Here is a 26,903-nt window from a genome sequence, read left to right on the forward strand (position 1 = left end):
TTTGTTAAAATGTACGCCATGTCTTCGTTCCGGCTGGGCGACTCCTTGGGGATCAGTGAACTGCACCTATGGTGATGAACCTTTTTTATTCCAGCTGAACCTTCCCATAAATGCCGCCACCACCAACTTCAATTGCCAATTGCCCCGTTCTTGCTAAATCGATCATCTTGGCAATTTTGGGCGGCACGATTTGTTCGAGCTGTTCTAGTGTAACTCGATGCAAGATGTTCATCTCTGTACCAAATGCTTGCACTAATCGTTCCATCATTTTTGGCCCTAATCCTGGTATAAAGTCTAGCGGTACTTGGTGTATATATGGTGGTCGTGCACGTTTATCTGTAACTTGCTCTGAAAGCTCCTTAATACGCGTTGCAACACCTTTTATAATTTGCGTGCTTTCACAGTTTGTACAGATTGTAGCCGAATTGCTAAGCTGCTCGCCACATTTTGCGCAGACAGTCTGATGATATTTTCCAAGCAAAGGGTTTAAGCCATAATTGGCTATTACTACTCGACCTTCTTGCTCATGAAGCGCCATCTTTAATTCTGTAAAATTTGCATTTAATAGTCTTAATTTTTGATACTCACGTGCAATTTTCCCTAGTGAATGTGCATCAGAGTTGCTGACAAATGTATATGTTTGCAGCTCTTTAATGTTACTCACCATATTGGTATCGGAGCTTAAACCAAGCTCTATCGCATCTATAAGCTGAGGGTCAAATACTTCTGTTAAACTACGATGCACGCCTTTACCAAATAAGCTTTTAAATGGTGTAAAAACATGAGCAGGAATAAAAAGCCCGCCTAATTCATGAACCTTTTGCTGTAATGTTCGCCCATCACAATAAATACGCTGAGAGCTTAAATGAATATTCTTCATATGATTAGACACCCAATTTGAAAATTCCCTCATAAGTAGAAGTGTTGGAAAATAGGCGAGTACATGGATTGGTCCATGGCAATGATGATCATAAATCTCAATTTCAGAACCTGGAATAAGTGTTGTTTCTTGAAAACGGAGCCCTCCATGTTCCAGCTCCTTCAGTTCTCCCTGTTCAATCATCTCTGCCATTTCATCCATTACTTCGGGTGAATGACAATCAATAATCCCGATAATATCTAGTCCCTTTCTTGCACTTGCAGTCTCTAAAATTCTTGCTAACGTTAACGTTTTACTGCCAGTAATTTTAACAGCACGACCACTTAAAGTGCGTCCAATATGAATATGTAAATCTGCATAGAAATCTTGCATCATTGTACTCCTCCTATTTTCAAATGAAATAAAAAAAACCTCACATTGTGAACTGCGCCCCAATTGTTAGACACATCTAACAATTGGAGGTGCAGTTTTTGTATGGTCAAAAAATATACTGCCAAAGATAAATTACAAGCTGTTGAGCGTTACTTAAATGGAAAGGAAAGTTCCTATGATATAGCTAAATCTATGGAGACTGATAATAAAGCAATCCTTAAATGGGTTAAGCAATATGAATACAATGGTGTTGAAGCTTTTATTCAGCCATATACAAATTACACACTAGAGTTTAAAATGGATGTACTAAATTTTATGATTGAAAATGGTACGTCCTTAAACGAAACGGCAGCGATTTTTAAGATACCTGCCCCTTCAACAATTAGTGTTTGGAGAAAGCAATATGAAATTCAAGGATTAGATGCCCTTCAATCAAAGAAAAAGGGGCGTCCATCCATGAAAAAAGAATTTAATAAACAATCGAAACAAGCACCAGTTGAAGGCTCTACCGAAGCACTTGAAGCACGTATTAAACAACTAGAAATGGAAAATGAGTATTTAAAAAAGTTGAATGCCTTAGTTCAAAACAAAGAAAAATCACCAAACAGGACAAAGCGCAAGTAGTCTATGAATTAAGGCATAAATATCCGGTGAAAGCACTCGTAAAATTCGCTGGCATTCCACGAAGTACGTACTATGATTTAGTAAAACGTATGAATCGACCAGATTTAGATGCCGATTTAAAAGAGGAAATTAAGGCGATTTATGAAGAACATGAAGGGCGTTATGGCTATCGCCGTATTCGTGACGAGCTAGCGAATCGTGGGCAAAAAGTGAATCATAAAAAAGTGCAACGTATCATGAAAGAACTGGGTTTAAAGTGTGTTGTACGTATGAAAAAATATAAATCCTATAAAGGAAACGTTGGTAAAATTGCGCCAAATATTTTAGACCGCAATTTTAAAGCAGATGCCCCAAATGAAAAATGGGTAACAGACATTACAGAATTTAAATTGTTCGGTGAGAAACTTTATTTATCGCCAGTTTTAGATTTATTTAACGGGGAAATTATCACGTATACAATTGGCTCTAGACCAACCTATTCACTTGTTTCAGATATGTTGGACAAAGCGTTCGAACGTTTACCTGAGCACCACCAGTTACTCATGCATTCCGATCAAGGCTGGCATTATCAAATGAATAAATATCGTCGCGCCTTAGAATCAAGAGGGATTGTTCAAAGTATGTCTCGTAAAGGAAACTGTTACGACAACTCTGTCATGGAGAATTTCTTTGGAATTATGAAATCTGAATTCCTTTACATGAGAGAATTTGAAAGTATAGAGCATTTTAAAATAGAATTAGAAAAATATATAAATTACTATAATACGAAACGGATCAAGGCAAAATTAAAAACGAGTCCGGTACAATACCGAACTCATTTTACCCAAGCTGCCTAATGAAATAACCGTGTCTAACTTTTAGGGGTCACTTCATTGCTGTAAGGTATTTTATTCTTAATTATGATGGATGATTGCTGTGAGTACTATTGTTTGACTCGAAGGCACCCGAGCCCTGTGATGACATTGTCGAAGAATCATATGCCACTAATGTCACTCCAATGTTCTTTTCTAGCTCATTAATTTTTTCAAGCTGTTGCTGATCTAATCGTGCAATTTTTATCTCTTCCATTTGCATCAATTCCTTTCACGAATAAAGTTCCCTAAATAAGAAACATATATACACGAAAAGTAATGACTGATTGTCAGTCATTTTCTTTGACTTTATTTCAGCTATTTTGTAACATATTAAATAAGCAGGCCAAAAGCGAGGGATTTCATGTCAAAAGAAGAGAAAATTATTCAAGCTGCAATTGAAGTTTTCCGTGAAAAAGGAATAGAAAAGACAAAGGTTTCAGATATCGTAAAAGCTGCAGGTATCGCGCAAGGGACATTTTATCTTTATTTCCCATCACGTCTTTCAGTTATGCCAGCCATCGCAAAGGTTATGGTTGAGAAAATTATTGCTGCTATTAACGATGGGATTTCAAAACAAGAGCCTTTTGCAAAGCAGCTTGAAAAAGTAGTAGATATTGTTTTTTCTCTAACAGAGGAATATCGAGATGTATTTGCACTTATCTATGCCGGTATTACCCAAACCGAGCATATGAAAGAATGGGAAAATATATATGCTCCCTATTACGAATGGATGAATCATTTCTTATATGAAGCTCAACAACAAGGAACGATACGCGCTTCTCTAGATACTACACGTTCTTCTAAACTTATAATCGGTCTAGTAGAATCTGCCGCTGAGCAAATTTATTTGTATGACGACAGTGAAGAAGAAACAATTAGACATCAAAAGCTTGAGCTCCTCGACTTTTTACATCATGCACTCGATTTACGTCACGCATAAGTGACGTTCTCTTTTACACTAAAAATGACTGAATGTCAGTCATAATGATAGGAAGGAATTTAACTATGCAAAAAGATTGGATTTATGTTGGATTAACTAGTTTGTTTGAATTGTTTTGGATATTTGGCTTTAATGTTGCCGATTCCTGGTGGCATTGGATTATTATTGTGTCTCTAATTGCGATCGATTTCCATTTCTTATCGAAGGCTTGTGAGAACTTACCTACCGGCACAGTTTATGCGACTTTTGCTGGGGTCGGTACAATTGGTACAACATTAATGGACATTTTTATTTTTGACGGTGAGTTTAATGCTATTAAAGGGATTTTCATGTTTATTTTAGTACTGGGTGTTATTGGTCTTAATTTAGCTGATAACGCTTCAAAAGATCCTGTTGAAGAGAAAGGAGCTAATGCATAATGGGTTGGATACTTGTTTTATTAGCTGCATTTTCAGAAATTGTCGGTGTTGTAGGTTTACGCTTTTATAGTCAGGAAAAAAATATACGAAATTTATTAATATATCTAGGCGGCTTTGGGCTATCCTTTGTGCTATTATATGCATCCTTTAACTATTTACAGTTAAGCATTGCCTATGTAGTATGGGTTGGTATTGGTACAGTTGGTGCTGTTCTTGTGAATATCATATTCTTCGGTGAATCTAAAAATCTGACTCGAATTATTAGTATCATCGCCATTATCATTGGTGTGGCAGGATTAAAAGCAGTATCTTAATTTATTTTATTATTCGTGCAAAAGCCTAGTGGCTCTTTGGCAAAGCGAGTGGTTGATCTCCGTTCCGGCTGGGGCGTCCAAGAACGATTGCTAAATCATCATAGATCGCCTCGTTACAGCCGAGACAGCGTAGGCTTTGCATCAACTTCCCTTTTAAGGGCCACATCATACAAGATATCACGCCATCAGTATCTGTTCTTAATTATGATGTTTCTATAGTCTATAACTAACAATAAGTTATCAAATTAAACAGGATAAACATTTTGTGTTAACTAATTATTTTTATTAAGTTGACACAAAATGTTTATTTTTTTACAATATTATTATCAACATTACTTTTTAGGGGTGAAATAATGGCAACAGTTGCGGAACATACGCATAACAAATTAAGAACAGTCGACCTTGCGTACATTGGACTATTTTCAACATTGATGATGATAGGAGCTAATATTACGTCCATTGTACCTTTCATGATGGTTGGTGGCGTACCTATCACATTGCAAACTTTTTTTGCTATTTTAGCAGGACTTATTCTTGGTAGTAGAAAAGGGGCACTCGCTTGTACTGTTTATATGTGCATAGGTTTAGCTGGTGCACCTGTGTTTGCCCGTTTTGGTGGAGGCTTTGGACAAATTTTAAGCCCTACATTTGGCTTCATTGTTTCTTTTATATTAGCTGCATTTGTCGCAGGGCTTATTGTAGAACGCAGTGGAACAAAGAAAAGCTATGTGGTTGCTGCATTAGTTGCAACAGCTATTAATTACTTACTAGGGACAAATTGGATGTACTTTGCCTATAAGCTATGGGCTAGTGCTCCTGATGCTTTCACTTATAAGGTAGCATGGGTTTGGATGATGCCTCCTTTACCAAAGGATATTATTTTAGCTATATTTGCAGGTATTTTTGCATATCGCCTTCAAAAGGTATTAAAAATAATTCCGATTAAATAAAAGGCTTATCACCATTACGAGGGGTTGATTTCCGTTAAGGCTATGTGCTTTCTCGAAGGCGTCCGTTGAGCCGATTCTCACCTCTATCTAACAAACAAAAAATGCCCCATAAGTATATTGTTATACTTATGGGGCATTTTTTTATTTTTAAACGTATTTTTTCATCCAGTTTAAGAAGTTATCAATAACTGCATCTAGGAATTTGTTAGTACCTTCGTCTGTTAAATTTCCTTCTGTATCAAATTTAGTGTGTACTGCTCCAATATAAACGTCATTACCACTAAGTAATGGTGAGTTTACTCCAGGTGAGAATAAAATATCTCGTAAATGTAATTGTGCTTTAACAGTACCTAAGTTACCCATTGATGCCCCCATCATGAATGATGGTTTGCCAATCATTACTTTATCAACGCGAGATAACCAATCGATGGCGTTAACCATAACACCTGGCACTGTACCATTATATTCTGGTGTCAACCAAAGAACTGCATCTGCCGCTTTTACTTTTGCTTTAAAATCAAGTACAGGCTGCGGTGCTTCATTTTCGATATCTTGATTATACATTGGTAAATCGTTTAAGCTTAATATTTCAAGATCAATTTTCTCTGCATAACGCTTTTGAACAAATTTTGCTAATTGCATATTATAAGATTCTTTACGGATACTACCTACGATTGCTACTACTTTCACAATATTTCCTCCTAAATGTGCATTAATTTTATTATTTGTAAACAGTTTTATTTTATACCGCTCTAGTAGTAGGTTGCAAATTCCTCAACCGGTTTACGGTAACCACGCAGGCGGCGACTACTTTCTTTTTCCTTACCTATTGTAATCATTAGTGCAATTTCATGTGTTTCTGGGACATTAAAAAGAGCTCTCATTTGTTGCTGATCAAAGCCGATCATTGGACATGTATCCCATCCGCGATTTTTAGCTGCTAGCATAAATAACATAGCTGAAAGTGAAGCGTTACGAATGGCTTCCTCCTTCATAAATTCAGCGCCACGTTCTTCATAAAATTTAGCGTTTTCATTAACGATATTTTCTAATTCACAAGCATTAATAATACCTAAGTCTACCATCCCTTGATTAAGGGTAGCAGTATTTTTATAGGCTTCTTTATCTCCTAAAACAAGTATGACCGCTGAGGCTGAGTGCACTTTGTATTGTCCGTATGCTGCGTCTCTTACTTTTTCTTTTTTTTCTTCATCTAATACAACGATATAATCGGCATGTTGTAAATTAAAAGCGGATGGAGCAAGCTTAACATCCTCCAAAATGGGACGTATATCTTCTTCGCTCATCTTGATGCCCTCTATAAAATTATTTGCTGATCGGCGCTTATCTATTAGCTTTGCAAATTCCATCTACTAACCCCCGAGAGTATGTAATTTCCAATCAGTAGAAGCTTATTCTCTGATTGGAATAAAAAGTATTACTCATATTCTTTATCGAACGTAATCTCACTTCTTACAGTGTCAATTGGGCGAACAAGCTCTTCAATTTGTGCACGCTTTTGTTCTAAAAATGGTGGCAACGACAATTTTTCACCTAAAGTTTCATAAGGCTCATCACCCATAAATCCTGGGCCATCAGTAGCTAACTCAAATAAAATTTGTGGTGCTACTCGTGCATAAAGTGATTCGAAGAAATGACGATTTACGTAACCTGAAGTATGGAAGCCAAAGCTTTCAAATCGTTCAGTCCATTCATTTAGTACAGCTCGATCCTCTACGCGGAATGCAGCATGATGTACTGTACCGAAGCCTTGACGAGCTACTGGTAGAACTGTGTTAAGTTCTACAACGATTTGTGCACCGTTTCCGCCTTCACCAACCTCGAAAAGATGGAAATCTCCTTCTTCTGCAATTTCTGTAAAGAGCATCACTTTTTCTAGCACCTCTTTGAAATGTTTAAAATTAGCAACTCTTACAAAAACCGGACCTAAGCCTGTAATTGCATATTCAAGAGGAATCGGTCCATCTTGCCATGGAGTGCCAGATACAACACCAGTATTGTTTTCATCAGAAATTAGTTGATATTGCTGATCGTCAAAATCGACGAATGATAAAGTTTTCTTGCCAAACTGCTCTTTAATACCCGTATGTTTAACATTCAATCGATCAAAACGTTTTACCCAATAGTCCAATGCCGCATCTGTAGGCACGCGGAATGACGTTTTGGAAATTTCATTTGTCCCATGAACACCTTTTGGGGTGTTTGGGAAATCGAAAAATGTCATATCAGTTCCAGCGCTACCTTTATCATCTGCAAAGAATAAATGGTATGTTTGGATATCATCCTGATTAACCGTTTTTTTCACCAACCGCATCCCTAATACATAAGTAAAAAATTTATAATTCTCTTCCGCACTACTTGTAATAGCAGTAACGTGGTGAATTCCTTTTAAATGATTCATTTTATATTCCTCCCATATATCTCGATTTCGAGATATATACGTAAAATTTTTTATTTTTTAACTGCGTTCAAACCAACCTTTTTCAGAGACAGAATCATTGTGTTCATCTCCTGTTGATCTAATACTTCAAAAATCTCGTTAATTTTTCGTTCATGCTTTGGAAATATTTCTTCCATCAACGTTTGTCCTCCATATGTTAATAAAACATACGTGACACGACGATCCTTTGGGCAAGCACGTCGATACACAAAACCTTTTTGTTCGAGCTTATCAATAACATACGTAATGCTACTACTTGCGATTAATATTTTCTTTCCAATCACTTGGATTGGTTGCTCACCATGGTGATATAAAAACTCAAGTACCGAAAATTCGGTTTGATTTAAATCGTATTGAAGTAAATCTCTTTTTGTTGCATCTTGAATCGTTTGATATGCTCGGAACAATACCGTAAAGGCTTTTAAATTACGATTGTCTTCCTTCATACGACTCCCTCTTCCTATTTACTTCGAATTAATTTATCTTTAATTCGAGATAATAATAACATATAAACTTCTATACAGCAATCCTTTTGCTTTACTGTTTACACAAAAAGGGCATCCCTCTTTAGGAGATGCCCTCTCATTTCTAAATTATTAATTAATAGTAACGGCGGTCGTTGTTTTGTTCATAGGCAGCCTTCGCTAGACGAACTGTAGATACAGCCAAATCTGCATATGTCACTTTTTCAGTAGCATTGAATTTATTTTGCTGTCCATCAATTAGCCCCATTGCACTCACTAAAGCAACATAACCTGCGTACGCTTTGTCAATTGAGCTTGCATCAGTAAAGTTTAATTTGTAAATGTCACTATGCTTAGCAACACTTTCTAAATTTAGTACACGTACTAACCATTCAGCCAGCTCTTGACGAGTCAATGTTGTATCTACTGCAAATTGATTCCCCGGTTGTAAAATACCCATTCTTACCGCTTGTTCAACGACTTTATATAATGGATGCTTTTTGTCAATATTATTAAAGGATTGCGTATCGTTGTCTCTTCCATTCGGACCAAAATCATATCCGTATGATAATGATTTAACTAAGATTTTTAAAGCTTCTCCCTTTGTTACAGCTGTATCAGCATTAAAGTGTGCAGGGTCTTTAACCTCTAACACGTTTTGGCGTAGTAAATAAGTTAATTCTCCTCCAGCTGTTGGATGTGAAATGGCTGGTTTTTCTTTAGAATCATCAACTTTTTGAAGCCATTCACCAGTTGTTGCATCAATACTATTGAACAAGCTTCCATTATAAACTGGAGAGTATACTAAATCATAGTGGTGATTATCCTCACCATCCTGTTTTGCATACTGGAGCTCCAATTTTAACCCCTCACTGATTGTTGCTTTCGCTTTATCAGCAGGAATAGCTTTGTTTACAGACGGCCAATTATCAATCTTACGATTATTAACATGTAAAGCACTTAATTTCCCATCTGCACTGATACCAACAGAAATTTCATCCCCTAATACCGCAATGCCATTGACAATACGCGGGAAGGAGAAGTAATACTGTTTGCTGTATTTGTCATATGCAGTATCTTCTATTGGTTTTGAATAGTTATGAATATATGACGGAGCCCACTCTTTTAAATAGTCGATTGCTTTTGCTAATGCAGCATCTTTTGAAATTGGTTTTACTTTATCATCTGTATCCTCGAAATCTCTACGAATATCCCAGTAGTCTGTAATCTCACCTGTTGCCTTGTTCACTTCAAATGATGTGCCCGAACCTCCATTTCCATGATAATACATATAATTCACATCGTAAATTGTTTCGCCATTATCATTTTCTCTTTCACTAACTGATTCGATTTGTAGCTTTACTTTGTCTGAATTTACTTTTAAGAAAGATTTAGCTAACTCTTCAACTTCTGCTACTGTAATATCCTTCTTTCTAGGCGCAAGTGGTTGCGATGCAAGTTTTTCTACACCAGTTGCCTTTGGTACTTCAGAAGTGAAGCCATTCATTGTTTGCCACTGCCCATTTATTGCATGTACACCTTTGAAGCCTGTTGACGGCATATACACAAGCTTAGCACTAGCTTCACCTGTTTGGTAATTGTAGTCAGCCATATAACGTAAATCTACTGACAAATTTTCGCGAACTTGTGCAAGTATATCTGACTCATTCTTTTTCTGTTCTAAGTTATCAAATGTTGCCTTACTAGTTGACTCGGTATTACGATACATATTTGTAACTTCACCATTCGCTAGAACTGCAATATTAATAGACTCATCACTAATTAGTACACCATTATATGTTGGTGAATAAGTGAATGAATACGTAATTGGTTCAGTTAATGGTCTACTAAAGCTTGAACCAAAATCACCAAAAATACTGTCTTCACGAAGCTTGTAATTCGCAGTGTTCGGCAATTTCTTTAGGAAGTCCTGGGCAATTTTCTTTGCCTCCACCTCTGAATACTTTACTGGGTACAATGCATCCGCTATATTTGCAGGTTGGTAGTAGAAATTTTCTATTTCTAAATCTTCGCCTTTAAAAGTAAAACTACCATAAGCATCTTTTCCATTTATTGTCTTATGGAAATTTAAATCATAGCGCACTGTTTTATCATCATTATAGTAATGCCCTTGCCCCATTGAGAAATCTTTCTCTGTTACAAAATTGAACTTACCTGGGAATAGTGTATTCAATTGCTTAATAAGCATATTTTTCGTTACTTTTGTTTCTGTTGAAGCAACTTGAATTGCAACTCTCTCTTGCGGTTCTTTTACATTTGCTGAAGCTTGTGCCATTGGCGAAAGTACACCAACAGAAAAAGCAGTAGACGTTAATATGATTCCTATTTTTTTAAACTTTACCATAATATACCTCCTAGATTATCATTTACCATTATTATAGTATAGATTTCCAGAAATAGAAATGATGTTTTCGGATTATTTATTTTTATTAGAAAATAGAATGGACATAGAGCTATTTTATCTCTTCATTTAAAGAAGTTAAAAAGGGCATCCCCTAAAATCAGGAGATGCCCTTTCATGTATAAATTATCGTTTACTAATAGTAACGGCGGCCACTGTTTTCCTCATTAATAGCCTTTGCTAGACGAACTGTAGATATAGCCAAATCTGCATAAGTCACTTTCTCTGTAGGATTGAATTTTTTATTTTGCTGTGCATCAATTAGTCCCATTGCACTTGCTAAAGCAATATAACCTGCGTACGCTTTGTCAATTGAGCTTGCATCGGCAAAGTTTAATTTGTAAATGTCACTATGCTTAGCAGCACTTTCTAAATTTAGAACACGTACTAACCATTCTGCCAGCTCTTGACGAGTCAATGTTGTATCTACTGCGAATTGATTCGCCGGTTGTAAAATACCCATTCTTACGGCTTGTTCAACGGTTCCATATAATGGATGATTTTTGTCAATATTATTAAAGGATTGCGTATCGTCATCTCTTCCATACGGACCGTAATCATATCCGTATGTTAAGGATTTAACTAAAATTTTCAAAGCTTCTCCTTTTGTTACAGCTGTATCAGCATTAAAGTGTGCTGGGTCTTTAACCTCTAACACGTTTTGGCGTAGTAAATAAGTTAATTCTCCTCCAGCTGTTGGATGTGAAATGGCTGGTTTTTCTTTAGAATCATCAACTTTTTGAAGCCATTCACCAGTTGTTGCATCAATACTATTGAACAAGCTTCCATTATAAACTGGAGAGTATACTAAATCATAGTGGTGATTATCCTCACCATCCTGTTTTGCATACTGGAGCTCCAATTTTAGCCCCTTACTGAACGTTGCTTTTGCTTTATCAGCAGGAACAGCTTTGTTTACAGACGGCCAATTATCAACTTTTCGATTACTAACATTTAATGCACTTAATTTCCCATCTGCACTAATACCAACAGAAATTTCATCCCCTACTACGGCAATGCCATTGACAATACGTGGGAAGGAGAAGTAATACTGTTTTTCTTGTTTGTCATATACTGTATCTTCTATTGGCTTTGAATAGTTATGAATATATGACGGAGCCCACTCTTTTAAGTAGTCGATCGCTTTTGCTAACGCTGCATCTTTTGAAATTGGTTCTACTTTATTATCTTTCTCATTGAACTCTCTACGTACATCCCAGTAGTTGATAACCTCACCTGTTGCCTTATTCACTTCAAATGACGAACCATAACCATGGTTTCCAGATTGATACATATAATTCACTGAATAAATTGTCTCACCATTTTCGTTTTCTCTTTCATCAACCGATTCAAGTTGTAGCTTTACTTTGTCAGAATCAACTTTTAAAAATGACTTAGCTAACTCTTCAACTTCTGCTAATGTAATACCTTTTTTTCTAGGTTCTAGTGGCTGCGATGCTAGTTTTTCTACACTTTTTGTCTTTGGTACTTCAGAAGTGAAACCCTTCATTGTTTGCCACTGCCCATTTATTGCATGCACACCATTAAAGCTTGTTGGCGGCATATACACAAGCTTGGCAATAGATTCACCTGTTTGGTAGTTATAGTCAATCATATAACGTAAATCTATTGATAAATTTTCGCGAACTTGTGCAAGTATGTCTGACTCATTCTTTTTCTGATCTAAGTTATCAAATGTAGCCTTACTCGTTGACTCAGTATTACGATACATACTTGTAACTTCACCATTTGCTAGAACTGTAATATCGATAAACTGATTACTAAGTGGTACACCATTGTGTGTAGGTGAATAAGAGAATGAATACGTAATTGGCTCAGATAAAGGTCTATTAAAATTAAAATCACCATATACATTGTCTTCACGAAGTTTGTAATTCGCAGTGTTCGGCAATTTCTTTAGGAAGTCTTGGGCAATTTTTTTTGCATCACCCTCTGAATACTTCACTGGGTACAATGCATCCGCTATATTTGCAGGTTGGTAGTAGAAATTTTCTAATTCTAAATCTTCGCCTTTAAAAGTAAAACCACCATATACATCTTTACCATTGATTACCTTGTGGAAACTTAAATCATAGCGCACCGTTTTATCATCATTAAAGTAATGCCCTTGCCCCATTGAGAAATCTTTCTCTGTTACAAAATTGAACTTGCCTGGGAATAGTGTATTCAATTGCTTAATAAGCATATTTTTCGTTACTTTTGTTTCTGTTGAAGCAATTTGAATTGCAACTCTCTCTTGCGGTTCTTTTACATTTGCTGAAGCTTGTGCCATTGGCGAAAGTACACTAACAGAAAATGCAGTAGACGTTAATATAATACCTAACTTTTTAAGATTTACCAAAAAACCCCTCCTATATTATCATTTACCATAATTATAATATACATTTCCATAAATGGAAATTATGTTCTCGAGTTATTTATGTTTATTAGAAATAGAATGAACATAGAGCTATTAAATGTTTCGATGCGAAAGCAAAACGTCAGCTACGCCAAGGCGAAATTGATTGCTCCCTAAATTTCTTATTTCTTTACTACATCAAAGTTTGACCCGATTAATAACCAATTTTGAGGGAATGGTAGACCCAACTTCCAATAGCCTACTCCTCGAAGTTTATACCGTTTGATTAAATTAAACTTCGCTTGAATGGATCTTGCATCCTCGAACCACACCACATGTGCTTTACCTTGCTCATCATAGTATTCAAAGAACGGTGCTTGAGATCTCAAATCAAACTGGATAGCAGCATTATATTTCTTAGCAATCTCGATTGCTCTTTGTGGACTAACCGCTTCTGCATTAGGCCCACCCTGTACAAAAGGCAATGTCCAGTCATACCCATATAAATTCTGTCCAAGTATAATTTTATTCCGAGGTATCTCACTGACTGCATATTTAACAACCGCTTCTACCTCTGGGAGTGGCGATACTGCCATAGGTGGCCCTGCAGAATAACCCCATTCATAAGTCATTAACATGACAAAATCCACTATTTCTCCATGTGCTTTATAATCATGCCCCTCCGTCCAGGGACCTCGCTCACTAGCACTTGTTTTTGGAGCTAGCGCTGTCGATACGGTATATCCCTGTGGATGGAATCGGCTCACCGCTCTCCTTAAAAAGTTGTTATACGCTTCTCGTTGATCGCCTGGCAAATTCTCAAAATCAAAATGAATATCTTTAACAGTTCCTAAACGCTTTGCCTCTTCAAGAATATTATTGAAGAGCAAATCCTGTACGGCCGTACTTTGAAAAATATCTCTCGCTAAATCACCGCTAAAACTAAAATTCTCCAAATTTGAGACAACCATTGCTAGAGAAGCACCTGTATCATTTGCAATTTGCGCCACACCTTGACTCGGAGGTACCTTAAGCGTCCCATCTCGTCTTGCCTCATAGCTAAATAGAGCAAGATAAGTTAAAAATGGACCAGCTTCTCTTGCTTGACTCAGTAATGCCTCACTAACGAATGTCCCTTTCGGCTCTAAATATGCCAATGTTTCAGCTCTTGTTTTTGGTTGAGGTGGAATATAAAGTCGCATACCTATCGATAAAGGTTGACTCGGACTAATATTGTTCACTTGTGCAAGCGTTAAATAATTTATGCCAAAGCGTTGACCGATTGAATATAGACTATCTCCTGACTGCACATAATAGAAATTTCCGACAATCGGTATTACAAGAGCTTGCCCTATAACTAATCGATTTGGTTCAGGAATTTGATTGGCATCTACAATACTTTGAACTGTTGTCCCGTATGACTGCGCAATACCCCATAAGGACTCTCCTGCCCGAACAACATGTATTTGAATGTCAGTGCCTCCTTCTAGCTTGATAAAATCACACCTATAAAGCTTATGAACTCGGAAAGAAAAAAATGTCATTGCTCCGTAAGAACAAATTCCCTGAACAAAAAAATCCATCGCTTTCTAGCGAATGGACCTTTTTTCTGCGAGCAAGCGTCGAGCTTCTACCATATTTGTTATTGCTGCCGCTTCGCTTTCGCGCAATAAACATCTGCCGCTGCCGCTTCGCTTTCGCGCAATAAACATCTGCTGCTTCGACTCCGCCAGGAAAGCTCCCAGTCGGAATTGAAATCAACCCTCTCGTTTTAATGAAAACTAATAACCCGTCGGAAATAAAGAACCCCCACTGATTAAAGTTTCACTTTATCCCGCTTTAACGGGCAGTAATTTATCTGTACTAAAAGCAAAGAAACTAGGTGAAAGTTAACTGCCCGTAAAAGCCCGATTGGTGAAGACTAATAATCAGCGGGGAATAAAGAACCCCCACTGATTAAAGTTTCACTTTATCCCGCTTTAACGGGCAGTAATTTATCTGTACTAATCGCAAAGAAACTAGGTGAAAGTTAACTGCCCGTAAAAGCCCGATTGGTGAAGACTAATAATCAGCGGGGAATAAAGAACCCCCACTGATTAAAGTTTCACTTTATCCCGCTTTAACGGGCAGTAATTTATCTGTACTAATCGCAAAGAAACTAGGTGAAAGTTAACTGCCCGTAAAAGCCCGATTGGTGAAGACTAATAATCAGTGGGGAATAAAGAACCCCCACTGATTAAAGTTTCACTTTATTGTACATCTGATTTAATCATTTCAAATAATAGTGGCACATTCGTTCCGCGCTGTAACGAATTACAGCCCTCCATTAAAAATGACCAGCTCATTTTCATTTTTTCTTTATACGGAAGCTCTGAATTAACTGGAAGATACTCTTTTAAATATTCATCTATGGAACTCGATAAACTTTCCATAAATTCATCAGCCTTTTGCACCTTTTCCGTTGCTACTTCATTACGCTCATCCCATAGTACATGCTCTAAGTTTGTAGAAAAATAGAATAGCTGATACGGTATTCTTAATCGATGAATGCTAAAATGATCATTTGCCATAAGGATTTTAGCATTATTCGCCTTCATTTCATTTCGTTGTTCGATTTGCTCCTTACGCTTCTCAGATTTCACCAATATCGCATCTTCTGTATAGAATAAATTTTGCCCGATATCTTCCTTCACCTTGACAAATTCAGGGGCAATAAAACAACCGTCAGCATCAGTAATATGAACAACAGCGGTTAAATCTTTCGCTAAAAACTTATACTTCTCCAAATAGTTCTGAATCACTCGAGTAACACTATTTTTTATATTAGGTATCCGTTTATTTGCATCCCATTTGGTTAAAATGTCCTCCCGTTGTACATCGAATCGTATCGTTGAATTTGCAAAATGTTCATCTAGAAAATCCTCTAAAACAATTTGCTCCGTCTGTCCCTCTACAATGATTAAAAGAACTTTTTTAGTCACGCTGTACACCCGCTTTTCTAAAGGCACGCTTAATTTTAAATGTCTTCGTTTCCTTATATACATCTTCATCCTGTCCGCCCAACTGAATTGCACGTAAATAAACATCTCGAGCATTATTTACCTCTTTAATACCCTTTAGCTGTATATAACGACGATCCTCATTCGTTGTCGTGAACCATAAGTTTTTAATAGCTAGCACCTCTAACACACGTAAATTATGAGACGTAAAAATAAGCTGACCTTTTCCGCCCTCATCAATCACTGTTAACAACTCGCCTAACAAATATTCAAAAACACCAGAATCTAATTCATCAATCACTACACAAGCATTTGGGTTATTATAAACTGCAATGAGTACACTGAGTACAGAAATAATTTTCAAAATTCCCTCTGACTCTGTCCGTAGTGGTAATTCGCGTTCCCCTCGCTGCGATAAAAATTCAAAACGGATTCCTTTTTCCCCGTTATCCATAGTTTGTTTTGTAAGCACATTAATCTTTATAGACAGACCAGGAATAATCGCTGATAATACTTGATTACTTTGCTCTATTACTTCACATAACACGTAAAATGCATCCTCTGGCAATAACGCTGGCCCCTTCAAATTATAAGGGATAGAACCACGAGTTTTTTCAAGATGAATACTAAAGGGCATACTGCGCTCTTCATATAACGGTGCGATATTTTGATTATTAACGACATGTAAATCCCGATTAAAATCTATTGCTAAATTATGAAGCAATTGCATTTCTAGCTCTGACAACCTGTCCTGTAATAATGGCTTTAAATCTTTGTGAAAGATAAAGGACATATATTGTTTTTTAGCTAATTGATGAGTGACTAGTAATTGGATACGCGTTTTTTCATTCATATCAGAAAGATTTGCTTTACGTAGTTGTATGTCTTCCACTGTAACATTAATTAGAATCTTTGAACGCTTCCCTTTCTCGTTTTCTCTGTAAGCTAAACGTTCAACCGTTGTGTACAGTCTGTTTTCATCTTCTTGTAACTCTACATAATAATTGAGAAAAAATGTGCCAAATTGATTTTCTACTAGAAACTCGAACTCAATACTTGCCATATCCTCCCCTGCCATAATTAATTTCTTTTCCTGAGATGGTAATTTAATTTCAGCAATCCAGCCGGAGATAAGTGCCTTTAACAAGCCAAATGCATCAACAATAGTTGTTTTCCCAGAACCGTTTTGTCCATATAAACCTACAACATCGGGCTTAAAAAACGTCTCAAAATTTACCGCTAAAATAATTTCACCATGACGTACATTTCGTAAATTTTGTACCTTTATTTTCTTTATTTTTATAATGGTCATTTATTTAAACATCCTTTAATGATATTTCTTTCTATTATAATTAAATTTGATATATTTTATAACATTTTCCGTTTTAATCTCTTTTAGCAATTATTTTCTGTAGCGAAAGCAGAGCGTCAGCTACAAAATGTTTTCTGCGCGAAAGCAGAGCGTCAGCTACAAAATGTTTTCTGCGCGAAAGCAGAGCGTCAGCTACAAAATGTTTTCTGCGCGAAAGCAGAGCGTCAGCTACAAAATGTTTTCTGCGCGAAAGCAGAGCGTCAGCTACAAAATGTTTTCTGCGCGAAAGCAGAGCGTCAGCTACAAAATGTTTTCTGCGCGAAAGCGAAGCGACAGCGGCAATTATACCGAGGCATAAATGATTGAATAATTCATATGTCGATCATTCACCGAGTTTAACGCCTATGACGATCATAATAGTGGGCATATGTTAGAGAATAAAAATGAAGAAAGGTGTGTTTCATTGGTCAATCCTAGATTAAATCCCGAAGATTTTGATGTTAACATTCCGTTTAACCCTTCCATGCCTTCTGGTAGCCCATATCCATCTTTAAACCCATTACCCTATCCATCGCGCCCTTCACAGCCATATCCACCACGTCCTCCACAGCCATATCCGCCACAACCATACCCACCGCGCCCTCCGCAGCCATATCCACCACAACCATACCCACCGCGCCCTCCGCAGCCATATCCACCACAACCATATCCACCGCGTCCTCCGCAGCCATATCCACCACAACCATATCCACCGCGTCCTCCGCAGCCATATCCACCACAACCATATCCACCGCGTCCTCCGCAACCATATCCGCCACAACCATACCCACCACGTCCTCAGCCATTTCCGATGCCATTTCCGGGCGGGCAATTTCCTGGCTTACCAGGTTTAAACCTACCAGGCATGTAGATTTGTTTCCTGACATATTTGGAAGCCCTAGATAAATGACTGTAGCAAAAAGGCTATCCAGAAGTTCAAATACGAACTAATGGATTGCCTTTTTATTGTTTATTAGAAACTATAATTGACTGATAAGAGAACTATGGAGGTGGAAACATGTCTATACAATTTTCAGCCATCCTACATATTTCCTCATCTAATGAGCAAAGTATTAGTGAGGTGAATCTATGTGTAACGTAAAAAAAATATCTTTATGTATGATTAGCCTAATAATATTTAATTTGAGCATTGTATCTTCTTACGATGCAAAAGAATCAAATAGAGTTAATGGATTTAAAGCACAAATAAATGGCCTAGAGAATCGTTTGAGAAGCCTTGAGCCGATAAAACCTCAGACAATTGCTGATCCTCCTTTTCCTGAATTATCTCCCCCGTCAAAATTTGTACCACTTACACAGGTGATAGAGGATGGCATTACTATTCCTTATGATGTTATCATCAATAATCCAGGCTATAAGAGACCCGCTTATGAAGAATATTGGCATAGCTCAATCGGTCGGTGGAGCTATATTCCAACTAGAATTCATTATGCACTGCATCGACTATTTACGAATTACGATATTGCTCTTTCTGAATGGTACGACTTTGAACAAAATATGGGGTTCACGATTCCGATGTTTCAAAATAAAACTGATTTAGATTTATATATTGTAGCGTTCCAATTTGATATTACAGCAGTTTATACAATGGGGAATCAGGTAGTCATTGTTGGAAATCCAAGAAGAACCGGTGTTCAAGTGATTACTATAAAAACAAGCGCTATACATCCCACAAATACCGAAGAATCTTTACTTGTGCAATTATCAACTCAAGCAGGAGAAGAGTTGGATTATGCTCTTATCTCTTATATTTCTTCTGATTTTAGGCTGAAGCAAAAAGAATAACTACTCTAAAGCTCTTTTCCGGAGTTTTATCAGCGATTCACTAAAAAATATTCGCCAAAGCAAAAAAACCACTTCTCAAATTTTGAGAAGTGGTTTTTATTTGGCTAGAGCCGTAGATTACATCATTCCGCCCATGCCGCCCATACCAGACATATCTGGCATTGCTGGAGCTGATTCTGGAATGTCTGCTACTACTGCTTCTGTTGTTAAGAATAGAGCTGCGACAGATGCTGCGTTTTGTAGAGCTGAGCGAGTTACTTTCGCTGGGTCTACTACGCCTGCTTCAATCATGTTTACCCATTCGCCTGTTGCAGCGTTGAAGCCTACACCGATTTCTTCGCGTTTTAGGCGATCCACGATAATTGAGCCTTCAAGACCAGCATTGTTTGCGATTTGACGAACTGGCTCTTCTAAAGCACGTAGAACAATTTTCACACCAGTTGATACGTCGCCTTCTTCTGCATCTGCAACTTTTTCAACTGCTGCATATACGTTAAGAAGTGCCGTACCACCACCTGATACGATACCTTCTTCAACTGCTGCACGAGTTGAGTTAAGAGCATCTTCAATGCGTAGTTTACGTTCTTTTAGTTCTGTTTCTGTTGCAGCACCAACTTTGATTACTGCTACACCGCCTGCTAATTTTGCAAGGCGTTCTTGTAATTTTTCTTTATCGAATTCTGAAGTTGTTTCAGCAAGCTGAGCACGGATTTGACCAATACGGCCTTCGATTGTATCTGCGCCGCCAACACCTTCTACGATTGTTGTATTGTCTTTTGTAACAACAACTTTCGCAGCACGACCAAGTGATGTAATATCAGCTGTTTTAAGGTCTAAGCCTAATTCTTCAGTAATTACTTGACCACCTGTTAAGATTGCGATATCTTCAAGCATTGCTTTACGACGGTCACCAAACCCTGGAGCTTTAACCGCTACAGCATTGAATGTACCACGAAGTTTGTTCACTACAAGTGTTGCAAGAGCTTCACCTTCAACATCTTCAGCGATGATTAATAGTGGACGACCTTGTTGTACCACTTGTTCTAATAATGGTAATACTTCTTGGATGTTTGTAATTTTTTTGTCAGTAATTAAAATGTATGGGTTATCTAATACCGCTTCCATTTTATCTGTATCTGTTACCATGTAGTGTGATGCATAACCACGGTCGAATTGCATACCTTCAACTACATCAAGCTCAGTTGTGAAGCCTTTAGATTCTTCAATTGTAATAACACCATCATTACCCACACGTTCCATTGCTTCTGCAATTAATTGCCCTACTTCATCATCAGCAGCAGAGATTGACGCTACTTGTGCGATTTCTTCTTTGTTGCTTACTGGGCGAGAAATAGCGTGTAATTCCGTTAGAGCTGCTGCAACTGCTTTGTCGATCCCTTTACGAATGCCTACAGGGTTTGCACCAGCTGTTACGTTTTTCAAACCTTCACGAATAATTGCCTGAGCTAATACTGTTGCAGTTGTTGTACCGTCACCAGCGATTTCATTTGTTTTAGAAGCAACTTCTGCTACTAATTTTGCACCCATGTTTTCGAATGGGTTTTCTAGCTCGATTTCTTTTGCAATTGTTACACCATCATTTGTAATAAGTGGTGAACCGAATTTTTTTTCTAAAACTACGTTACGACCTTTAGGCCCTAGAGTAATTTTTACTGCGTTTGCTAATTTATCTACACCTTGTAGCATTAATGAACGAGCGTCTTCTGAGAATTTAATATCTTTTGCCATTTGAATTTACCCTCCTGGAATGGAATATTCGTTAAGCTTGATCAATATATTTATAGAAATTTCGCCATACTGTCATTGTCACCTATCTTATTAATCTGTGACAATCACTAAAGGCATTTACTTTAATAAACTTATTAACTTACTCAATAATTGCAAGAATATCGCTTTCGCGTAAAATTAGGTATTCATTACCTTCATATTTAACTTCTGTACCAGAGTATTTAGAGAAAATAATGCGGTCGTCAACTTTTACGTCAAGCTCTACACGTTGCCCGTTCTCTAAAATGCGACCTGTCCCAACTGCAACAACTTTACCTTCTTGCGGTTTTTCTTTTGCAGAGTCTGGCAGTACAATACCGAATGCAGATTTTTCTTCTACCTCGATTAGTTCGATTACAATACGATCTCCTAGTGGTCTTAACAAGTGAAACAACCTCCTATTATTAAAAATATACTTAAAAGTTTATTAGCACTCTATCTAGTCGAGTGCTAACACAATTATTATGATAATCAATCACACTTTTTTTTGCAAGTCAGAACTTCGAAAAATTTTGTTTTCTTTCCATATTCCTCTACAATAGAAAGGTAGCATAATGAATGGAAAGGATTTTGACTGTGAATAATTCTCAAAAAATAAATAAACATAAAAAAACAGCCCTTTATGTTTTACTGATCTATATCCTCATGCAAATATCAGGTATACTACTGGCAAAACCGTTTCACAAGCTTGTTATGAGTACAACCGGTTTACCAAGTGAGCAAGCAGCTCCACTTACGCAAGGCTGGTATATCGCTCTTAGCTTTGCCATTGCGTTAATTCTAAGTTTAATCCTAACATCTCGCGATAAAGCGTTTTGGGATATTTATCAAGGAAAGAAAGAAACTATTCCACTGTCAATTATGTGGGGGATTATCGGTTTCTTCTTAGTTTTCTTCGGCCAAATGATTGGCGCAGCTATCGAAATGGCTATATTCGGTATCCAAGGTGGATCGCAAAACACAGCTGATATTGTATCTATTGCAAAAGGTACTCCTATTGCAATATTAGCGATTGTTGTATTTGGACCAATATTAGAAGAGTTCGTCTTCCGTCGTGTTATTTTCGGATCGCTTGTCCAAACAACTAATTTCTGGATAGCCGGTATAGTAAGCGCCATTTTCTTTGCACTTATTCATTTCGACTTCTCACATATTTTACTTTATACAATTTGTGGATTGATTTTTGCCTTCTTATATCACAAAACAAAACGCATTTGGACGTCCATTATCGCCCATGTCATGCTAAACGGTTTTGTGACACTTGTACAATTGTATGCAGAACCATTGCAAAAGTTTCTTGAACAACTAGAAAAAATGCAATAAAAAATCAGTGGAAGTTTTTCTTCCCACCGATTTTGACCTCTATAAACGACGACGAAAAAGCTCGATGCTACTAATATGCATCGAGCTTCTATTATTATTGATTTAATTCTTCGATTTGACGTCGCTGCTGTTCAAGTGCCTCTTCGATTTGGCGTTTTTGCTCAGCTTCTTGTTCTTCCTTCATTCGCATTTCCTCTGATTTTAAGTATTTCTTATAGCCAATACGGGAAATCATAATGCTAATTTCATAAAGCATAAATAACGGTACTGAAACCATTAAATGTGAAGCTAATTCAGGTGGTGCGATTAGAGCAGCACATACAAATAAACCAAAGTATGAATACTTACGAACACGAATTAGTAACTCAGGCGATAGAATCCCAATACGTGAAAAGAACAAGACGACAATCGGTAATTGGAAAAGAAAACCAAAAGGTATTGTAAGCTTAAATAAAAACGAAAAATATTCATGTATGCCAATCGTTTGCTGAATTTCTAATTCATTTGATAAATTCATCATAAACTTTATGACGTAAGGGAATAGTAAAAAATATGAAAAAGATAGCCCTGCTAAAAACAATATAAATGAATACGGGATATAGCTTAAGGTTGCTTTTCGTTCCACGTCCCTTAATCCTGGGCTAATAAATGCCCACAATTGATACATCAATACCGGAGAAGATAGGATAAATGCTATTAAAAAAACGACTTGGATATAAATTGCAAGTGGCGTTACTACATCAAACGCATGAAGCTCTATATTATAATTCGCTCCAGTAGTTTGAAGGTATTTAACAAGCGGTTTCGCAACAAAAAAGCCGCCAGCCATAGCGAGAACAAAGAAAACGGCAACAATGAAAAGCCGTTTTCTTAATTCTTCTATATGCTCAATGACAGTTAGATCTTTTGGATTCATTCCTCAAACATCCTAACTTTACTTATCTAGTTCTTTCTTTTTCTTGTCATCATCATCATCGTCGGCTAATCCTTTAGTAGCATTTTTGAATTCACGTAATGTTGAACCAAATGCTTTACCAAGCTCCGGTAACTTCTTAGGACCGAAAATTAGTAATGCGACAATTCCGATAATAATGAGGCTCATAGGACCAATACCACCCATTAAAGCCACCTCCTCTTTTATATCCATCATTTTAACGCATAATTCGCCATTTTGCTAACTAATTATATGTGAAAGTTTTTCGTCAATCTCTCATTTAATACCATACTTCTAATTGACAGAAACTATGAGCTATACTATCAATTATGACTCGGCATAATTGCGTTCGGAATCGGCTTTATGCTTAGTCCTGCGTGAGGGCCGACACGATGTCGGTCATTTCGGTAATGCCACAGGACGTGGCGCTTTTACCGATGCAGGTCAGTTAGCCGTTACTCTTTCCAATTTCCGTGACATCCGCCGGAGGCTTTAGGCCAAAACGATGTTGATCACTCAGTCATGTGTTGTTGCTGTCGCTTCGCTTTCGCACAGAAAGAAAACCTGTTGCTGTCGCTGCGCTTTCGCACAGATAAATTGCCACAGGACGTGGCGTTCTTAGACTGAGTTCCTCTATTTCAGCGGATGTCTTTTGTACCGAAAGCGTAGCGACAGGTACGGATGTTTGTACACCCACCGAAGTAAGTTAAATTATGTACAATCATCACTCTTCCTGATTGCGAATTAAATAAATGAGTGCCTGTAATTCTACCGACAAATCGATTGTTAAAAGTTGCATTTTATCTGGTACAGTAATACGCTCCGGCGTAAAGTTCAAAATTCCTTTTGCATTCATCGCCGCTAATCTATCAGCCATTTTCTGTGCAGAGCGTGGTGAAACTGTTAAAATTGCAAGCTCCGCTCCATATTCTGCATACTTTTCTTCCAATAAATCAGGATGAAAAACAGGAATATTGCTAATCATCTTCCCTTCCTTTGGGGCCTTTGAGTCAAATGCCACAACGATATGGGTATTATGATTTTTTTGGAAATTGTATTTTAATAAAGCACTACCTAAATTCCCTACCCCAATTAACGCTACTTTTGTCGCTTCATGTTGATCGAGTGTTTGACTAAAAAATTGTAAGAGATGCTGCACATCATAGCCATATCCCTTTTTCCCTAAAGCACCAAAATAAGAAAAATCACGGCGAATAGTTGCAGAATCAATTTTCATCGCTTCACTCAGTTCCTTCGACGAAATACGTTCCATGCCTTCTTGCGCAAAGTTTTGGATAAATCGATAGTAAAGAGGAAGTCTTTTCGTAGTGGCTTGTGGAATTTTTAATTCTTGTTTCAAACTTTTTCCTCCTTATAGAGTATCAAATCTATTTATGATACACGCTTAATTAACTATTTCTAAGTTTATAATATTCACTAGAGTATTTCCCTTTAGTTAATGGCGCGCTTTTACGCCACTAACTAAAGAGAAATCGTTTCAATCTTACATGACAGCTTGGAATAAGTAAAGCATCGACATTGCAAGCCAATCGCTCATCCATTACACTAAGGAAGAATTGAGGTGTCAAGAATGATTGTTTTACAGGTCAATCAACTATATAAATCCTTCCTTGCAGATGAAATTTTAAGTGGCGTAAAATTAGAGGTTCAACATCGTGACCGTGTTGCATTAGTAGGTCGTAACGGTGCTGGTAAGTCTACTTTACTTAAAATAATTGCTGGTCAAATGTCATACGACTCTGGTGATATTATTATCCCTAAAGGTATACAAATTGGGTACTTAGAGCAGCATGCTGGATTAAACTCAACATTGTCGATTTGGGATGAAATGATGACAATTTTTGAGCCGCTTATTGCCCAAGAACAAACAATCCGATCATTAGAACAACAAATGGCCGACCCAGCTGTTTATGAAAACCCTACTTTATATGCAAAAATAATGTCTGAATACGACCAATTGCAGCATAATTTTAAGGATGCAGGTGGCTATCAATATGAATCGGATACACGTTCTGTGCTTCATGGCATGCAGTTTTATCCTAATGATTACGAAAAGCCAATTAGCTCACTATCAGGGGGACAACGAACTCGGTTAGCGCTTGCTAAGCTTCTATTAAGTAAACCTGACCTATTAATACTCGATGAACCTACTAACCATTTAGATATTGAAACCCTCTCTTGGTTGGAATCATATTTAAAAGGCTACGAAGGGGCTATTCTAATTGTTTCCCATGACCGCTACTTCTTAGACCAAGTTGTTTCCATTGTCTACGAAGTCTCTCGTCATCGGGTCACAAAATATACAGGCAATTATAGTGCCTATTTAGATGAAAAAGCGAAAAATTATGAGCGTGATTTGAAGCTTTTTGAACGTCAGCAAGATGAAAAGGCAAAGCTTGAGGAATTTATTCAAAAAAACATTGCTCGTGCTTCTACTACTAAAATGGCACAAAGTCGTCGTAAAATGCTTGAACGCACTGAATGGCTGGAATCCCCCGATGGTGATGAAAAGTCAGCAAGCTTCGGTTTTACAACTGAGCGTCAAAGTGGTAACGATGTATTATCTGTTGATGACTTAGCTATAGGTTATGGCGATAGGAAAATATCAAGCGGCATCACATTACGAACTTTCCGAGAAGACCGCATTGCACTTGTTGGTCCAAATGGCGTTGGTAAATCAACTTTATTAAAAACCATCGTCAAAGATTTGCTACCACTCTCCGGAGAGATTCGCTATGGTACAAATGTTCAAATTGGTTATTATGATCAAGAGCAGGCAAAGCTGACTAGCAATAAAAGTGTGCTAAAAGAGCTATGGGATGAATGGCCTTTAATGAATGAAAAAGATATTCGCACGGTGCTAGGCCGTTTCTTATTCAGTGGAGATGATGTAGATAAAATCGTGTCATCTTTATCTGGTGGAGAAAAGGCTAGGCTCGCATTAGCTAAGTTAATGATGCAAAAGGCAAATTTCTTAATTCTCGATGAGCCTACCAATCACTTAGACTTAGATAGTAAAGAGATACTAGAAAACGCACTGATCGATTTTCCTGGAACGCTCTTATTTGTATCGCATGACCGATATTTCATCAATCGAATAGCTACTAAAGTAATCGAACTATCTGGCGATGGTTCCTTTGAGTACTTAGGTGACTATGATTATTATCTTGAAAAGAAACAAGAGCTATTAGAACTTGCACAAATGAAGGCTGCTGCTCAACTGCGAGTACAAGCTGATATACCTGAGAAGACCTCTACCTCTAAAATTGATAAAGAGGCTAAAAAACGGGAGCGCCAAATTAGACGCACACTTGAGGAACTAGAAGGGAAAATGAAGCAAGTAAATCTTGAAGTTGCTCGCTTAGAAGAAGCTCTTTGCGATCCCGAGATTTTCACTGACCACGAAAAAATTACACAGCTTCAAGAGGAATTATCAACTGCTAAGGAACAGTATGAGTTATTCGAAATGGAATGGCTTGAGCTAAGTGAAGAACTTGAAAATATTATTTTATAACATCCCTCTTGAATTGGGATAAAGCTTGTAAAGCCATGTGCCTTGTCGCATGGCTTTTTACTTTACTCGCGTTGATTATTCATATATATTGGTCAAGTGCTATTTTTC

Annotated in this window: 25 protein-coding genes; 8 read left to right on the forward strand and 17 right to left on the reverse strand. The window is 37.3% G+C overall.

From position 1 onward, the window contains the following. Nucleotides 1-85 precede the first annotated feature (85 nt). Nucleotides 86-1,252 (reverse strand): endonuclease Q family protein, encoded by a 1,167-nt coding sequence (locus ACZ11_RS17465; RefSeq protein WP_049667858.1) that lies wholly within the window; start codon nt 1,250-1,252, stop codon nt 86-88. Nucleotides 1,253-1,354: 102 nt separating this feature from the next. Between ACZ11_RS17465 and ACZ11_RS25345 the strand changes: the two genes are divergently transcribed. Then, nucleotides 1,355-2,712 (forward strand): IS3 family transposase gene (locus ACZ11_RS25345; protein WP_134008815.1). Its coding sequence is split into 2 segments (ribosomal slippage): nt 1,355-1,826 and nt 1,826-2,712, totalling 1,359 coding nucleotides; the frame shifts between segments, so codons are not numbered across the junction. Between the two features lie 61 nt (nt 2,713-2,773). On the opposite strand, the gene ACZ11_RS26680 is transcribed toward ACZ11_RS25345, so the two are convergent. Further along, a complete protein-coding gene (locus ACZ11_RS26680; RefSeq protein ID WP_169776089.1) occupies nt 2,774-2,944 on the reverse strand; it encodes a hypothetical protein in 171 nt (56 codons plus the stop codon). A 147-nt stretch (nt 2,945-3,091) separates the two neighbouring features. On the opposite strand from ACZ11_RS26680, the gene ACZ11_RS17480 reads away from it, so the two are divergent. The 4 genes from ACZ11_RS17480 (at nt 3,092) to ACZ11_RS17495 (ending at nt 5,353) form a co-directional block, all read left to right on the forward strand. Beyond that, nucleotides 3,092-3,670, forward strand: coding sequence for a TetR family transcriptional regulator (locus ACZ11_RS17480; RefSeq protein WP_049667819.1), 579 nt, complete (start codon nt 3,092-3,094; stop codon nt 3,668-3,670). Between the two features lie 65 nt (nt 3,671-3,735). Next, entirely contained in the window at nt 3,736-4,089 is a 354-nt protein-coding gene (locus ACZ11_RS17485) for a DMT family transporter (RefSeq protein WP_049667820.1), read from the forward strand. Beyond that, nucleotides 4,089-4,403 (forward strand): DMT family transporter, encoded by a 315-nt coding sequence (locus tag ACZ11_RS17490; RefSeq protein WP_049667821.1) that lies wholly within the window; start codon nt 4,089-4,091, stop codon nt 4,401-4,403. Before ACZ11_RS17485 ends, ACZ11_RS17490 begins: the two co-directional genes overlap by 1 nt. Before the next feature lie 353 nt (nt 4,404-4,756). Further along, a complete protein-coding gene (locus ACZ11_RS17495; protein ID WP_049667822.1) occupies nt 4,757-5,353 on the forward strand; it encodes a biotin transporter BioY in 597 nt (198 codons plus the stop codon). Nucleotides 5,354-5,500: 147 nt separating this feature from the next. Here the strand turns inward: ACZ11_RS17495 and ACZ11_RS17500 are convergent, their stop codons facing one another. The 10 genes from ACZ11_RS17500 to ACZ11_RS26815 all read right to left on the reverse strand — a co-directional run bounded on the left by ACZ11_RS17500 (nt 5,501) and on the right by ACZ11_RS26815 (nt 18,296). Further along, complete coding sequence (locus ACZ11_RS17500) at nt 5,501-6,043, reverse strand: NADPH-dependent FMN reductase (RefSeq protein WP_049667823.1); 543 nt, start codon at nt 6,041-6,043, stop codon at nt 5,501-5,503. A 62-nt stretch (nt 6,044-6,105) separates the two neighbouring features. Further along, nucleotides 6,106-6,723, reverse strand: coding sequence for a nitroreductase family protein (locus ACZ11_RS17505; RefSeq protein WP_049667824.1), 618 nt, complete (start codon nt 6,721-6,723; stop codon nt 6,106-6,108). 68 nt (nt 6,724-6,791) lie between these two features. Next, nucleotides 6,792-7,775: a ring-cleaving dioxygenase gene (locus ACZ11_RS17510; RefSeq protein ID WP_049667825.1), complete on the reverse strand. Its 984-nt coding sequence runs from the start codon at nt 7,773-7,775 to the stop codon at nt 6,792-6,794. 50 nt (nt 7,776-7,825) lie between these two features. Then, a complete protein-coding gene (locus ACZ11_RS17515; RefSeq protein ID WP_049667826.1) occupies nt 7,826-8,260 on the reverse strand; it encodes a MarR family winged helix-turn-helix transcriptional regulator in 435 nt (144 codons plus the stop codon). Nucleotides 8,261-8,414: 154 nt separating this feature from the next. Continuing rightward, nucleotides 8,415-10,643 (reverse strand): YcdB/YcdC domain-containing protein, encoded by a 2,229-nt coding sequence (locus ACZ11_RS17520; protein WP_049667827.1) that lies wholly within the window; start codon nt 10,641-10,643, stop codon nt 8,415-8,417. Nucleotides 10,644-10,836: 193 nt separating this feature from the next. Beyond that, nucleotides 10,837-13,062, reverse strand: a complete 2,226-nt coding sequence (locus ACZ11_RS17525; protein ID WP_049667828.1) for a PepSY1/2 domain-containing protein — start codon at nt 13,060-13,062, stop codon at nt 10,837-10,839. 179 nt (nt 13,063-13,241) lie between these two features. After that, complete coding sequence (locus ACZ11_RS17530; RefSeq protein WP_427526274.1) at nt 13,242-14,414, reverse strand: glycosyl hydrolase family 18 protein; 1,173 nt, start codon at nt 14,412-14,414, stop codon at nt 13,242-13,244. An 894-nt stretch (nt 14,415-15,308) separates the two neighbouring features. Then, complete coding sequence (locus ACZ11_RS17535) at nt 15,309-16,040, reverse strand: hypothetical protein (protein WP_049667829.1); 732 nt, start codon at nt 16,038-16,040, stop codon at nt 15,309-15,311. Continuing rightward, nucleotides 16,033-17,370 carry an AAA family ATPase gene (locus ACZ11_RS17540; RefSeq protein ID WP_049667830.1) on the reverse strand — a complete coding sequence of 446 codons (1,338 nt, stop codon included), beginning with the start codon at nt 17,368-17,370 and terminating at the stop codon, nt 16,033-16,035. The genes ACZ11_RS17535 and ACZ11_RS17540 overlap by 8 nt, the downstream gene beginning before the upstream one ends. Before the next feature lie 512 nt (nt 17,371-17,882). Then, complete coding sequence (locus tag ACZ11_RS26815; RefSeq protein ID WP_049667831.1) at nt 17,883-18,296, reverse strand: hypothetical protein; 414 nt, start codon at nt 18,294-18,296, stop codon at nt 17,883-17,885. A 202-nt stretch (nt 18,297-18,498) separates the two neighbouring features. Between ACZ11_RS26815 and ACZ11_RS17550 the strand changes: the two genes are divergently transcribed. Then, on the forward strand, nt 18,499-19,215 hold the full coding sequence (locus ACZ11_RS17550; protein WP_134008766.1) for a hypothetical protein: 717 nt from the start codon (nt 18,499-18,501) through the stop codon (nt 19,213-19,215). A 117-nt stretch (nt 19,216-19,332) separates the two neighbouring features. Here ACZ11_RS17550 and groL read toward each other — a convergent pair whose 3' ends face one another. Together groL and groES are read right to left on the reverse strand one after the other, a co-directional pair. Next, nucleotides 19,333-20,964 (reverse strand): chaperonin GroEL, encoded by a 1,632-nt coding sequence (gene groL / locus ACZ11_RS17555; protein WP_049667832.1) that lies wholly within the window; start codon nt 20,962-20,964, stop codon nt 19,333-19,335. Between the two features lie 139 nt (nt 20,965-21,103). Next, a complete protein-coding gene (gene groES / locus ACZ11_RS17560) occupies nt 21,104-21,388 on the reverse strand; it encodes a co-chaperone GroES (protein WP_049667833.1) in 285 nt (94 codons plus the stop codon). Nucleotides 21,389-21,561: 173 nt separating this feature from the next. On the opposite strand from groES, the gene ACZ11_RS17565 reads away from it, so the two are divergent. Further along, nucleotides 21,562-22,326, forward strand: coding sequence for a CPBP family intramembrane glutamic endopeptidase (locus ACZ11_RS17565; RefSeq protein ID WP_049667834.1), 765 nt, complete (start codon nt 21,562-21,564; stop codon nt 22,324-22,326). Nucleotides 22,327-22,420: 94 nt separating this feature from the next. Here ACZ11_RS17565 and tatC read toward each other — a convergent pair whose 3' ends face one another. From tatC to ACZ11_RS17580, 3 genes are all read right to left on the reverse strand, one after another. After that, complete coding sequence (gene tatC, locus ACZ11_RS17570) at nt 22,421-23,242, reverse strand: twin-arginine translocase subunit TatC (RefSeq protein ID WP_049667835.1); 822 nt, start codon at nt 23,240-23,242, stop codon at nt 22,421-22,423. 18 nt (nt 23,243-23,260) lie between these two features. Beyond that, a complete protein-coding gene (locus ACZ11_RS17575) occupies nt 23,261-23,446 on the reverse strand; it encodes a twin-arginine translocase TatA/TatE family subunit (RefSeq protein WP_049667836.1) in 186 nt (61 codons plus the stop codon). Between the two features lie 538 nt (nt 23,447-23,984). Beyond that, the gene (locus ACZ11_RS17580) at nt 23,985-24,620 is read right to left on the reverse strand and encodes a redox-sensing transcriptional repressor Rex (RefSeq protein ID WP_049667837.1); all 636 of its coding nucleotides are present in this window, start codon (nt 24,618-24,620) and stop codon (nt 23,985-23,987) included. Nucleotides 24,621-24,851: 231 nt separating this feature from the next. Here ACZ11_RS17580 and ACZ11_RS17585 point away from each other — a divergent pair, with 231 nt between their 5' ends. After that, nucleotides 24,852-26,795 carry an ABC transporter ATP-binding protein gene (locus tag ACZ11_RS17585; RefSeq protein WP_049667838.1) on the forward strand — a complete coding sequence of 648 codons (1,944 nt, stop codon included), beginning with the start codon at nt 24,852-24,854 and terminating at the stop codon, nt 26,793-26,795. Nucleotides 26,796-26,903: the final 108 nt, after the last annotated feature.

Origin of the sequence: Lysinibacillus xylanilyticus, from assembly GCF_001183605.1 — a bacterium.
Taxonomy (GTDB): Bacteria; Bacillota; Bacilli; order Bacillales_A; family Planococcaceae; genus Lysinibacillus; species Lysinibacillus xylanilyticus.